Annotated in this window: 9 protein-coding genes and 1 other RNA gene; 2 read left to right on the forward strand and 8 right to left on the reverse strand. The window is 61.7% G+C overall.

The window, feature by feature from the left end:
* Positions 1-12: 12 nt before the first annotated feature.
* From gcvP to AAHA41_RS05655, 6 genes are all read right to left on the reverse strand, one after another.
* Positions 13-2,889 carry an aminomethyl-transferring glycine dehydrogenase gene (gene gcvP, locus AAHA41_RS05630; RefSeq protein WP_323070251.1) on the reverse strand — a complete coding sequence of 959 codons (2,877 nt, stop codon included), beginning with the start codon at positions 2,887-2,889 and terminating at the stop codon, positions 13-15.
* A 260-nt stretch (positions 2,890-3,149) separates the two neighbouring features.
* Positions 3,150-3,539 (reverse strand): glycine cleavage system protein GcvH, encoded by a 390-nt coding sequence (gene gcvH, locus AAHA41_RS05635; protein WP_033116021.1) that lies wholly within the window; start codon positions 3,537-3,539, stop codon positions 3,150-3,152.
* 89 nt (positions 3,540-3,628) lie between these two features.
* Positions 3,629-4,726, reverse strand: a complete 1,098-nt coding sequence (gene gcvT, locus AAHA41_RS05640) for a glycine cleavage system aminomethyltransferase GcvT (RefSeq protein WP_323070250.1) — start codon at positions 4,724-4,726, stop codon at positions 3,629-3,631.
* 417 nt (positions 4,727-5,143) lie between these two features.
* Positions 5,144-6,412, reverse strand: a complete 1,269-nt coding sequence (locus AAHA41_RS05645) for an FAD-dependent 2-octaprenylphenol hydroxylase (RefSeq protein WP_323070270.1) — start codon at positions 6,410-6,412, stop codon at positions 5,144-5,146.
* 107 nt (positions 6,413-6,519) lie between these two features.
* The gene (ubiH, locus tag AAHA41_RS05650) at positions 6,520-7,770 is read right to left on the reverse strand and encodes a 2-octaprenyl-6-methoxyphenyl hydroxylase (RefSeq protein ID WP_323070249.1); all 1,251 of its coding nucleotides are present in this window, start codon (positions 7,768-7,770) and stop codon (positions 6,520-6,522) included.
* Between the two features lie 177 nt (positions 7,771-7,947).
* Positions 7,948-8,517: a UPF0149 family protein gene (locus AAHA41_RS05655; protein ID WP_033116025.1), complete on the reverse strand. Its 570-nt coding sequence runs from the start codon at positions 8,515-8,517 to the stop codon at positions 7,948-7,950.
* A 173-nt stretch (positions 8,518-8,690) separates the two neighbouring features.
* Here AAHA41_RS05655 and zapA point away from each other — a divergent pair, with 173 nt between their 5' ends.
* Positions 8,691-9,023 (forward strand): cell division protein ZapA, encoded by a 333-nt coding sequence (gene zapA / locus AAHA41_RS05660; RefSeq protein ID WP_033116026.1) that lies wholly within the window; start codon positions 8,691-8,693, stop codon positions 9,021-9,023.
* A 16-nt stretch (positions 9,024-9,039) separates the two neighbouring features.
* A non-coding RNA gene (gene ssrS, locus AAHA41_RS05665) (6S RNA) lies at positions 9,040-9,222 on the forward strand.
* A 171-nt stretch (positions 9,223-9,393) separates the two neighbouring features.
* Here ssrS and AAHA41_RS05670 read toward each other — a convergent pair.
* Both AAHA41_RS05670 and fdhD read right to left on the reverse strand, forming a co-directional pair.
* Entirely contained in the window at positions 9,394-11,685 is a 2,292-nt protein-coding gene (locus tag AAHA41_RS05670) for an FdhF/YdeP family oxidoreductase (RefSeq protein ID WP_323070248.1), read from the reverse strand.
* Positions 11,672-12,469 (reverse strand): formate dehydrogenase accessory sulfurtransferase FdhD, encoded by a 798-nt coding sequence (gene fdhD, locus AAHA41_RS05675; protein ID WP_323070247.1) that lies wholly within the window; start codon positions 12,467-12,469, stop codon positions 11,672-11,674. The genes AAHA41_RS05670 and fdhD overlap by 14 nt, the downstream gene beginning before the upstream one ends.
* Positions 12,470-12,537: the final 68 nt, after the last annotated feature.

Consider the following 12,537-nt stretch of genomic DNA (forward strand, 5'->3'; position numbering starts at 1 on the left):
CCGGGCACGCCCTTACTTGGCGTAATCCTCGGTCGGGATGCAGGCGCAGAACAGGTTGCGATCGCCGTAGACGTCATCGATGCGGTTGACCGACGGCCACAGCTTGGCGGCGCGCACGGCCTCCGACGGGAAGACCGCCTCGGCGCGGCTGTAGCCACGATTCCACTCTGCATCCATCACATCATCCTGGGTGTGCGGCGCATGGACCAGCGGGTTGTCGGTGAGGCTCCACTGCCCCTCCTGCACCTTGGCAATCTCGGCGCGAATGGACGTCATCGCCTCGACGAAGCGATCCAGCTCGCGCTTGGATTCCGACTCGGTCGGCTCGACCATCAAGGTGCCCGCTACCGGGAAGCTCATGGTCGGCGCGTGGAAGCCGTAGTCCATCAACCGCTTGGCTACGTCCATCTCGCTGATGCCGGAAGCTTCTTTGAGCGGACGGATATCCAGAATGCACTCGTGGGCCACCCGACCGTTGCGGCCAGAGTAGAGCACCGGGAAGGATTCACCCAGCTTCTTGGCCAGATAGTTGGCGTTGAGGATGGCCACCTGAGTGGATTTCTTCAGTCCTTCATCACCCAGCATGGCGATATACATCCAGCTGATGGGCAGGATGCTGGCCGAACCGAACGGTGCAGCCGACACGGCGCCGTTATCACGGCTCTCCTTGTCGGTCTTGACTACGGCGTGACCGGCCACGAACGGTGCCAGATGCTTCTTCACGCCGATGGGGCCCATGCCCGGGCCGCCACCGCCGTGAGGAATGGCGAAGGTCTTGTGCAGGTTGAGGTGAGAGACATCCGCCCCGATAAAGCCCGGCGCCGTCAACCCGACTTGCGCGTTCATGTTGGCGCCGTCCAGATAGACCTGACCACCGTGCTGGTGAACGATGTCGCACACCTCCTTGATGGTCTCCTCATACACCCCGTGGGTGGAGGGGTAGGTCACCATCAGACAGGAGAGTTGATCCCCCGCCTCGGCCGCCTTGGCGCGCAGATCGTCGAGATCCACGTTGCCCGACTTGTCACAGGCGGTGACGATTACCTTGAGCCCCGCCATCTGGGCAGAGGCCGGGTTGGTACCATGTGCAGAAGCCGGAATGAGACAGATGTCGCGATGCCCTTCGCCGCGGGATTCATGGTACTTCTTGATGGCCAAGAGACCAGCGTACTCGCCCTGCGCCCCTGAGTTGGGCTGCATGCAGACCGCATCGTAACCGGTCACCTTCACCAGCCAGTTTTCGAGGTCGGCCAGCAGCAGCTGATAGCCCTTGGCCTGTGCCAGCGGGGCGAACGGGTGCAACTTGCCGAACTCGGGCCAGGTCACCGGGATCATCTCGGCGGTGGCGTTGAGCTTCATGGTGCAGGAGCCCAAGGAGATCATGGCGTAGTTGAGCGCCAGATCTTTGGCTTCGAGACGGTGGATATAACGCAGCATCTCGGTTTCGGAGTGGTACTTGTTGAACACCTCGTGGGTCAGCACGGCATCGGTGCGCAGCAGATCCTGCGGGATGGCGTGATGGGCCTGCGCCGCCTTGTCGAGGGCCTCGATATCCAGTCCATGGCCTTGACCGAGGAAGAGCTCGAACAGCTCGACCACATCAGTGCGGGTGGTGGTTTCAGAGAGTGACACCCCTACCGCACCGTCGAGATCCGCACGCAGGTTGATGCCCAGCCCCTCGGCCTTGGCGATCAGCTCTGATTTGCCCGTGGTCAGCACGGTCAGGGTATCGAACCAGCTGGCATGCTTGAGGGCCACGCCCTTGGCCTTGAGGCCGAGCGCCAGAATGGTGGTGAGACGGTGCACGCGGGAGGCGATGGTTTTCAGCCCTACCGGGCCGTGGTAGACGGCGTAGAAGCTTGCCATGTTGGCCAGCAGCACCTGAGCGGTACAGATGTTGGAATTCGCTTTCTCGCGGCGGATGTGCTGCTCGCGGGTCTGCATCGCCATGCGCAGCGCGGCCTTGCCGCGGGCATCCTTAGAGACACCGATGATACGGCCCGGCATGGAACGTTTGTAGGCATCGCGGGTGGCGAAGAAGGCGGCGTGGGGGCCACCGTAACCCATGGGCACGCCAAAGCGCTGGGCGGAGCCCAACACCACGTCGGCACCCAGCTCGCCCGGGGATTTGAGCAGCAGCAGGGAGAGCAGATCGGCGCTGACGCAGGCCAGCCCTTTCTGGGCCTGTACCGCGGCAATCAGGGCACGCAGATCTTTCACCTCACCTGTGGTGGTGGGGTACTGGAACAGGGCACCAAACACCTCTTCGCTCACTGCATCGCTCGCGGCGCCGACCGCCACGTCGAAACCGAAGTGAACCGCGCGCTCCTTGACCACATCGATCACCTGCGGGTGCACATCATCGGCCACGAAGAAGAGGTTGGATTTGGACTTGGCCATCCGCTTGGCCAACGCCATCGCCTCGGCGGCGGCGGTCGCTTCATCCAGCAGGGAGGCACTCGCCAGATCCATGCCGGTGAGATCCAGCGTCAGCTGCTGGAAGTTGAGCAGGGCTTCGAGACGGCCCTGCGCCAGCTCGGGCTGGTAGGGGGTATAGGCGGTATACCAGCCCGGGTTTTCCAGCACGTTGCGCAAAATGACGTGGGGCACATGGGTATCGTGATAACCCATGCCGATATAGCTCTTGGCAATCTTGTTCTGGGCGGCATAGCCCCTGAGCTTGGCCAGCGCCTCCACTTCGGTCATGCCGGCACCGATGCCGAGCGGGCCCGGCAGGCGAATGGCGGCGGGCACGGTCTGGGCAATCAGATCATCCAGGCTTTCGGCCCCGACGGTCGCCAGCAGCTGGCGCAGCTCTTCCTCGCCCGGGCCGATATGGCGGCGGACAAAATCGTGTTTTTGTTCGAGTTCAAACAGTGACTGGGTCATTTCCCTGATTCCTGATAAATAGGTCCTGCTAATAAATCCTGTATAGACAGTGCTGATAGCCAGCCGTGCCGGCTTCACTCATGTTCGCTATGCCGCTGTCAGAACAAAGCGGCACCGGATGCTCGCGGGCATCCCGGGGGTCACCCTGTAAACAGACCTCAAACCGTATCTGAGGGTTGAATATGGGCCACTTCACCCGCCTGCAGACCCGGGGTCTGCAGCCATACAAATGGGCCCCGCACTCGCAGGGCCCAAGGGCATTACTCTTCGTCCACCACGTTCTGGTAGCCTTCGGCATCCAGCAGGTTGGCCAGTTCGCCTGCGTCGTCCAGCTTGATGCGATAGAGCCAGCCCGCGCCGTAGGGGTCGGAGTTGACCAGCTCGGGGCTCCCTTCCAGCTCTTCGTTGACGGCAATGATCTCGCCGCTCACCGGGCTGTAGATGTCGGAGGCAGCCTTGACCGACTCGGCCACGGCGCAGTCATCACCGGCGCTCACCTGCTTGCCTACTTCCGGCAGCTCGACAAACACCATGTCACCCAGCAGCTCCTGGGCGTGCTCGGTGATGCCGACCACGGCCTCACCGTTGCCTTCGACACGGATCCACTCGTGGGAAGTGGCATATTTCAGTTCGCTCGGGATATGGCTCATCTCTGTTTCCTTTGATCTTTGAGTCGGGTTGAAACGCTCATTGCTAAATCGGGCAGGCGGACGCCTGCCCGCCTGCAAATGTAAGAGGGTTATGCCAGCTTCTGGCCGTTGCGCACGAAAGCGGGCTTGGTGACCTTCACGGTGACCAGCTTTTTGCGGATCTCCACCTCGGCCTGCTCGCCGATATCGCGGGGCACCCGCGCCAGCGCGATGCTGTAGCCGAGGGTGGGCGAGAAGGAGCCGGAGGTGATCACACCTTCCCGCTTCTCACCGTTTGCCGCGGTGAAGGTGACCGGCATGCCGGCACGCAGCACCCCTTTCTCCTCCATCACCAGGCCCACCAGCTTGGGCTGGTTGCCCGCTGCTTTCTGCGCTTCCAGCGCAGCGCGGCCGATAAAGTTGCGATCGCTCGGCTCCCAGGCGATGGTCCAGGCCATGTTGGCGGCGAGGGGAGAGATTGACTCGTCCATATCCTGACCGTAGAGGTTCATGCCCGCTTCGAGGCGCAGGGTATCGCGGGCACCGAGACCACACGGGGCGACCCCGTTATCCAGCAGTGCCTGCCACAGCTCGCAGGCTTTCTCTTGCGGCACCACGATTTCATAACCATCCTCACCGGTGTAGCCGGTGGTGGCGATAAAGAGATCGCCAGCCTGCACGCCGAAGAAGGGTTTCATCCCCACCACGGCAGTGCGCTGGGCGGCGCTCAGCACGATAGCCACCTTGAGCTTGGCGTTGGGCCCCTGCACCGCGATCATTGCAAGCTCGGGACGCTCGGTCACGGTGACATCAAAGTCGATGGCGTGATGGCGGATCCAGGCCAGGTCCTTCTCGCGGGTGGCGGAGTTGACCACCAGTCGGTAGAAGGTATCGGTCAGGTAATAGGTGATGAGGTCATCGATTACCCCGCCTTCCGGGTTGAGCATGCCGCTGTAGAGGGCCTTGCCGGAGACGGTGAGTTTGGCCACGTCGTTGGCCAGCAGGTGTTGCAGAAAGGCTTTGACCCGTTCGCCGGTCAAATCGACGATGGTCATGTGGGAGACATCGAACATGCCGGCATCGCTGCGCACCGCGTGGTGCTCTTCCAGCTGGGAGCCGTAGTTGATGGGCATCTCCCAACCGTGGAAGTCCACCATCTTGGCGCCGGCTTCCAGGTGTTTGGGATGCAGTACTGTAGTCTGGATCATCGCATTCTTTCCTTAGCAAAAAGCCTTTTCGCTTCAGCGACAGCCCTTGCGATCCGCATCTTCACCCCGGCAGCGCTGCGCCGCAGCGGGAACACTATCGGATCACAGGGTGTAGCTCGCTCCTGCCCTTGCCAGGCAAGAGGGATTCCTTGAACGGAGCGGATTATATGACAAGCCGTCGAGCGTGCCGCTCAAAAAAAACTAATCCCCTCCCCGTAAACTGACTCAAGACACTAAGATAAATGGCGCGATAAAAACAGCCTCAAGCGGCCATAGCCGAGATTAAATTTTGATTTTTACCGTTTCGTCACAATTTGCAGAAAAACGTTTCGCCACACACCAAAATTAAAGGCTGATGCCCAAAATGGGGCATCAGCCTTGTCGGATTACTTTTATTGCCAAAAACGGCCAGTAATATTAGTTTTTTTCACCCTTGGCCTGCATGGCACTGCCCTTGGTCGCCGCAACAGCCCAGTCAGGACGAGCCAATGCGGGCAGTTCACCCTCCAGCCCCATGGCCGCACGGATCACCCCCTCCTTGAACGGCGTCAGCAGGTTGGCCGCGCGCAATCCCACGCCCCGCACCAGCTTCTTGAGCGGGTTGGCACCGCTGAACAGCCGCTTGAGCCCCTCCATCGCCGCCAGCATGCGAGCCGCTTCGCTCTTGCGCCAGCGCTCGTAGCTGCGCAGGTTGGCAAGCAGACCGATATCTTCGCCCGTAGCATGGTTTTGCAGGATCTGCTCGGCCAGCGCGGCCGCATCCAGCAGGCCGAGGTTGACCCCCTGCCCTGCCAGCGGGTGGATGGTGTGAGCGGCATCCCCCACCAGCACCAGCCGCTCGCGGGCAAAATCGCGGGCATAGCGGGCGGTGAGCGGAATCGCGCTGCGCGGCCCCTCCACCTTGCACAGACCGAGGCGGGCATCGAAGGCCGTGGTGAGCTGGCGGTTGAACTGCTCGTCGTCACAGGCGCAGAGCGCCTCGGCACGGGCCGCAGGCAGCGACCAGACGATGGAGCAGAGGTTCTCCTGCCACAGGGGCAAAAAGGCGAGCGGGCCATCCGGGGTGAAGATCTGGCGTGCCACCGCCTCGTGGGGTTCGGCACAGCGCACCGTTGCCACCAGCGCGTGGTGACCATAATCCCAGCTGGTGAGCGGAATATCAGCCTGACGGCGCACCCAGGAGTGGGCACCATCGGCAGCCACCACAAGTTTGGCCGAGATGGCCTGACCATCTTCAAGGAGCAACAAGGCACCCGCCGGGCCGCTCTGCAGACTCTTGGCTCTGGCGGGGGTCAGCAACTGGATATTGCTGGCACCTTCAATCGCCTCAAGCAGCGCCAGCTGGATCACCCGGTTCTCGACGATATGACCAAGAGATGGCTGGCGCAGGCTGGCCGCATCAAAGTCGATATGGCCGAAGCTGTCCTGCTCCCACACCGCCATCTTGTCGTAGGCCTGCAGGCGACGCGCAGCAATACCCTCCCAGGCGCCGACATGGCGCAGGATCTGCTGGCTGGCGAGGCTAAGGGCGCTGACCCGATTGTCGGCCACCTCCCCCAGCTGCGGATCGGGTAGTTGCCCCTCGACCACCACCACCTTGAGGGCGCTCTCCTTGAGGGCAGCGGCAAGCCCGAGGCCCACCATGCCACCACCGACAATCACCACATCGACACTTTGCATCTGCATCATCTCATCCTTTCATGGCTGGCCATCGGCCAGCAGAGGAGGCAGCCTGGCCTCCCCATTTGCAACTGTTGAACTCTTTGCTGGGCTCTTTGTTGAACTCTGGCGATTTATTGCCGCCGATTATTGCTACAGAGATCGGCGACGAACCCCAGAGTTCGCGCAGCGAGCGGCGCCTTGAGACACGGCAGGCGCCCCATCAGGGAGAGCGCCAGATTGCGCCCGGCCACCAGCGGATCGTGGCTGTTGGAGAAGAGCTGAGCCAGCGAGGAGGTGAGCCAGACGGTCTGCTCCTGATCGCGCTGACGCTGCTGCCAGTAACCGCTCAGCACCTTGAAGCTGCCGATATCCTCCCCCTCTGCCAGCGCCTTGGCCACCGCCCCGGTAAGCAGGTCGAGATCCCGCATGCCGAGGTTGAAACCTTGTCCGGCAATGGGGTGCAGGGCATGCGCTGCATTGCCCACCAGCACGGTACGTTGGGCCAGCGGGTAGTCACAGGCGGTCAGGATCAGCGGATAAACGTTGCGCACGCCACATCGCTCGAAGCGACCGAGTCGCCAGCCAAAGGCCTGCTGCAAGCGGGCAAGGAAGGCGGCATCATCGAGCGCCATCAGCTCATCGACCTCGTCCCGTCTGACACTCCACACCAGCGAAGAGAGGCCGCCCTGCATCGGCAGCAGCGCCAGCGGCCCGCTCTCGGTAAAGCGCTCGAATGCACGGCCCGCCGGATCCTGCTGGGTTTTAACGGTGGCGATGATGGCGATCTGCTCATAGTCGTGACGGCTCACCGGCAGCGTTAATTGCTGGCGCACGAAGGAGTTGCCCCCGTCAGCCGCCACCAGCAGGCGGGTATCAATCTGCTCACCACTCTCGAGGGTAAGAGTCACCCCCTCCTCCTGCGGCGCTACCTCGCACAATTTGGCCGGACAGATCACCTCGATGTGCGAAATGGCGGCCATCGCCCGCTGCAACTCCCCCCCCGCCGCCGCCAACTCGATCACCTGACCGAGCGCAGGCAGCCCATACTCCGCCGCCGAGAGACAAGTCTGACCGCTGTGGCCGCGATCCGAGACATGGATATGGGTAATGGGGGCGCAGTGGGGAGCAAACAGCGGCCAGAGCCCGCGCCGCTCGAGGGCTTCGCAGGTACCGGCCGAGAGCGCAATGGCGCGCGCATCAAAACCGGGGTGAGCAGGAGTTGCGGATGGTTGCGCCTCGGGGGGACTCGCCTCCAGCAGCAGGATGTCGAGGGGCGAGCCGTCCGGCTTGCGCAGGGCCGCCAGCGAGAGGGCCAGCACGGCACCACTCATTCCACCACCGACCAGCGTCACATCGACCTGTCGCACATCAGATTGGGGCATAAGCAGAGAGGGAGAAGTGAAAAACGTGGCCTCATGCTACCACAAAGGCGACCGGCGGATGTGCGCTTGAGGGCAAAAAAGCGGTTATGGCTCACAGGGTTAGCCAGAATATGGCCGACAAAAAGAGCGCCTGTTGGCGCTCTTGCAAAAGGAGGCTGACTTACCTGCAACAATCTATCAGTGCAGGGTCGGCGGCGCGCTCGGGGTATCGGGGCGCTTGCCAAACTCTTCGAAGGCCATCATGACCCCCAGCTTGACGTGTTCGTAGAGCACCAGGAAGGAGGCTTCGTTCTCGTCATCTTCCTGATCGAACTCGGCAGAGACCTGAGTGATGCTGGCGATATCCTGGATCATCTCCTGCAGCTCTTCCGATGCACGCGACAGCTCCTGCTGCACCACGCCGAAACCGGCCAGAAACGCCTGTGACCAGTCTACCAGCGCATCGATCCGCTCATCGAGGGGTGCGTCATCGCTTGGCAACAGCAGTTCAACCCCTTTTTGAGCCATCAGGCTCTCGACCACATTGTGATAAAGATCGGTCATCACCTGGCGCACCGGGGCCGGCAGACCGAACCCGTCGTTCACCAAATCGTTGAAATGGGGGACCCAGCTCTTCTCATCCAGTGCCACACCACCACACACCAGACCGCAGATCACACCATGGGCCTCGACTGCACTGGCCATCAGCTCATGCTGCTCCATGATGTCGGCCACAGCCGCATATTTAAGGGGGTTTGTTTTGCTCATAGAGGATCCGCTCAAAGTTCAGGCAAATTTGCAGAATTAATGGTCAGGATCCTAGCATTCTCCCTCTTCCAGAGCCAGCAAGGCCTTGAAACTTATGTATCTGCGCTATATAGTCCCGCCCAGTTGTCCACGTGGATAAAGGCGGAAATCAGCTCCGCCGTATTGAGGAAGGCATGAGCACAGAGGCCGTAGAAATCGTCATTTTGGGACGTCCCTACAAGGTATCCTGTCCCCTGGGACAGCAAGATGCCCTGCGCCAGGCCGCCGACCAGCTGACCGATAAACTGATCGACCTGCGTCAACGCTCCAAAGTCTCCAGCAACGAGCAATTGGCGGTCATGGCGGCGCTTAATTTCTGCCATGAGCTCTGTCTTGAAAAAGAGAAGAACCACCAATACTCTGAGACCATGGACAAGCGGATCAAGATGCTGCAGCGCACCATCGAAGCGGCCTTGATCGAACACGGTCAATATGGCGATTCCAGCGAAGAGGGGCAGCAGCCCTAATCGCAAACTGTTTTGAAATACCCTGGGGTGTTTGTCAGCCGGTTCAAGTCCCCGAGCCGATATTCATACCAAACAGGGGTTCTGCCTTCTGGCTATTGCGCATGCTCGGCACGACCGAGAAGCCTGCGGTCAGATCCGAACCCCGCCTTGAACCGACGGTTCAAGGGCCCAAACCGGCAACGGCATCTCCGGGGTTCCAACTGCAAAAAGCCCGTCACTGATGTGACGGGCTTTTTCTTTTCCTGCCTGTCCACGCAACCAGCCCCCCTGCCCCGCACACCAGAACAATGCCCCGGATGAACAGTTCATCCGGGGCCTCACGGCATTCAAAGTACAAGCGGTGTTAGTGCAGCCAGCCGCGTTATTCCGTTTATTTGACCAGTAACAGGTTCTCCGGCTGGCGGGAGGCAGTCACCAGCACCGGGATGGACTTGGAGGTGGGGGTAAACGAACCGGCGCCGATACTGTCGATGGGCACCAGCGGGTTGGTCTCCGGATAGTAGGCCGCGATGTTGCCACGCGGGATCTCGTAGATCACCACGTTGAATCCGGTAACAATGCGCTCGCGCCCGTCGTTGCAGATGGCCGCCATGTCGACCCGATCCCCTTCGGCAAAGCCAAGCTGGCGAGCATCCGCCTCGTTCATGAACACCACGTTGCGCTGGCCCTTGATGCCGCGATAGCGGTCATCCATACCGTAGATGGTGGTGTTGTACTGATCGTGAGAGCGCAGGCTCTGCAGCAGCAGTACCGGCTGATCCGCCATCTGCTCGGCATGGCGGGTACACTCCGGCAGCACTGATTGCGGTAGGGTGCTGGCACGAAACTCGGCGCTGCCGCTGGCAGTATTCCAGGTCAGCAGCGCCGCGGAGTTATCGAGATGAAAACCGCACGGCTGCTGGATACGGGCATTGAAATCGGCAAAGCCGGCGATGGTCTGCTCGATAAGATCGCGAATACGAGCATAGTCATCGCGCAGAGCCAGCCAGTCGACCCGCTCGCTGCCCACGGTGGCGTGAGCCATCCGCGCCACGATATCAGTCTCGGAGAGGCAGAGGGGCGACACCGGCTCTGCCGCGCCGGTCGAGGCGTGCACCATGCTGAAGGAGTCCTCTACCGTGATCTTCTGGTTGCCCGTGCGCTGGATATCGAGCTCGGTGCGGCCAAGGCAAGGCAGGATCAGTGCCGCCTTGCTCACCTGCAAGTGGCTGCGGTTGAGCTTGGTGCTGATCTGCACGTTGAGCTCGGCCTTTTTCATCGCCCCGTAGGTGAAGTCGGTGTCGGGCGCCGCTGCCGCCAGGTTGCCGCCCAGGCAGATAAGCACCTTGCTCTTGCCCTGGTCCAACGCCTTGAGCGCTTCGTACACGTTGTGGCCACGGGCCCGCGGCAGGCTCACCTGCAGGTGACGCTCGAGCCGGTCGATAAAGGCGGCGGTCGGCTTTTCGTTGATCCCCATGGTGCGGTTGCCCTGCACGTTGCTGTGGCCCCGTACCGGACAGAGTCCCGCCCCCGGCTTGCCAATCTGGCCACGCATCAGGTGCAGGTTGACGATTTCGCGAATGGTATCAACCGAGTGCAGGTGCTGGGTCACCCCCATGGCCCAGCAACTGATAATGCGCTGGCTGGCGGCAAAGACCCGGGCAGCCTGCACGATGTCGGCGCGAGTCAGGCCGGATTGCTGCTCGATCGCCGCCCAATCGGTGGCACGCACCTGCGCCTCGTACTCGGCAAAGTGGCGGGTGTGGCGGGCGATAAAGTCGCGATCCACCGCCTCCGGCGCCTCTTCCAGGATGTACTTGGCCATGCCGCGGATGGCGGCCATATCGCCACCCAGTTTCGGCGTCAGGTATTGGTGGCTGATGGTGGTGGCAGCCGGGGTCAGCAGCTCGAGCGGGCTCTGCGGGCTGGCGAAGCGCTCCAGCGCCACCTCTTTCAAGTTGTTGAAGCTGACGATCTTGCAGCCGCCGCGCGCCGCCTGACGCAGGGCATTCATCATGCGCGGGTGGTTGGTACCCGGATTCTGGCCATAGACAAACACCGCATCGGCCTGGTCGAAGTCATCCAGCACCACTGTCCCCTTGCCGATGCCGACCGACTGGATCAGCGCTACCCCGCTCGCCTCGTGGCACATGTTGGAGCAGTCAGGGAAGTTGTTGGTGCCAAACAGGCGACCAAACAGCTGATAGAGGTAGGAGGCCTCGTTGCTGGCACGCCCCGAGGTGTAAAACTCCACCTCGTCCGGGTTATTCAGCCCCTTGAGGGTGCCGGCGATCAGGGCGAAGGCGTCGTCCCAGCTTACCGGCTCGTAGTGATCGGTCGCCGGGTTGTAGCGCATCGGCTCGGTCAGCCGCCCCTGATACTCGAGCCAGTAGTCGCTCTGGCTGGCCAGCTGGCGCACCGAGTGGGCGGCGAAAAACTCGGCCCCCACCGTCTTGCCGGTGGACTCCCAAGCCACCGCCTTGGCGCCGTTTTCACAAAACTGGAAGGTACCGTGGTCGTTGTCACCCCAGGCACAGCCCGGGCAGTCGAAACCGTCGGTCTGGTTGACCCGCAGCAGGTTCTTGATGTTCTGACGGGTCTTCTGGCTGCGCAGCACCTGTTTCATGGTGGATTGCAGGGACGAAAAACCGCCGGCTTTGGCGGGCTTTTCAATATGACTCATGGCACTCTCCGATGGGATCCGCCGGGCGATAGCTCGAATAGCTGACCGGGGCATCAAACTTGGGAATATGAACGACGTTGAGGTTGTATTTGAGGGCCAGCCTGACCGCCAGCTGGCTGGGCGATGCCAGGCAGATGAGATGACGGGCACCAAAGCGGGCGGCTTTTTGCACCAGCTCGCTACCGCAGCGGCTGGTCACCACCAGAGTGTCGCACGCACTTTGCTGACGCAGCAGCAGGCCGATCAGCTTGTCGAGGGCATTGTGGCGCCCGATATCTTCCCGGCAGTGCAGGATCCGCCCCTCGGCATCCAGCGCTAGCGCCGCATGCAGGGCACCGTGCTGCTGTCCCTTGAGCTGCCACTGGGTGATCTGCGCACGCAGCCCCGCCAGCAAGGCCCCATCCAGCGGCGACGTCAGCGGCAACACCGGCAGTGCGGGCAACGCCTGCTCTACCGCCGCTACGCCGCAGATGCCGCAGCCAGTTGCCCCGGTCAGCCGGCGCTTGTGTTCGGCCAGAGCGGCCAGAGAGCGGTTGGCGATGGTCACATCCAGCACAATACCCTGTTCGGCTGGCGCGACCTGGATGTCGTGGACTTCGTGGTTATGCCGGATAATCCCCTCGCCAAACAGAAAGCCGACGGCAAAGTCGTCGAGATCGTCCGGGGTCGCCATCATCACCGCATGGTTGATGCCATTGATGTTGATGGCGACGGCTACCTCTTCCACCAGATGATCCAGTGACGGCAAGTTGGCGGGGGTTGCGACGGGCGAATAGGCAGGCATGCAGGTTGGCCTAAAAATGCAAACTGCATTCAAGTTTAGAGAGGCGACTGACGCAAAACCAATGAAAT

The sequence above is a fragment of the Aeromonas sp. SER genome, assembly GCF_038739615.1.
Taxonomy (GTDB): domain Bacteria; phylum Pseudomonadota; class Gammaproteobacteria; order Enterobacterales; family Aeromonadaceae; genus Aeromonas; species Aeromonas jandaei.

What these genes read in the sequence shown, in the direction of transcription:
- gcvP (WP_323070251.1), bottom strand. Translation starts at nt 2,889, where the DNA reads ATGACCCAGTCACTGTTTGAACTCGAACAAAAACACGATTTTGTCCGC.
- gcvH (WP_033116021.1), bottom strand. Translation starts at nt 3,539, where the DNA reads ATGAGCCATATCCCGAGCGAACTGAAATATGCCACTTCCCACGAGTGG.
- gcvT (WP_323070250.1), bottom strand. Translation starts at nt 4,726, where the DNA reads ATGATCCAGACTACAGTACTGCATCCCAAACACCTGGAAGCCGGCGCC.
- AAHA41_RS05645 (WP_323070270.1), bottom strand. Translation starts at nt 6,412, where the DNA reads ATGCAGATGCAAAGTGTCGATGTGGTGATTGTCGGTGGTGGCATGGTG.
- ubiH (WP_323070249.1), bottom strand. Translation starts at nt 7,770, where the DNA reads ATGCCCCAATCTGATGTGCGACAGGTCGATGTGACGCTGGTCGGTGGT.
- AAHA41_RS05655 (WP_033116025.1), bottom strand. Translation starts at nt 8,517, where the DNA reads ATGAGCAAAACAAACCCCCTTAAATATGCGGCTGTGGCCGACATCATG.
- zapA (WP_033116026.1), top strand. Translation starts at nt 8,691, where the DNA reads ATGAGCACAGAGGCCGTAGAAATCGTCATTTTGGGACGTCCCTACAAG.
- AAHA41_RS05670 (WP_323070248.1), bottom strand. Translation starts at nt 11,685, where the DNA reads ATGAGTCATATTGAAAAGCCCGCCAAAGCCGGCGGTTTTTCGTCCCTG.
- fdhD (WP_323070247.1), bottom strand. Translation starts at nt 12,469, where the DNA reads ATGCCTGCCTATTCGCCCGTCGCAACCCCCGCCAACTTGCCGTCACTG.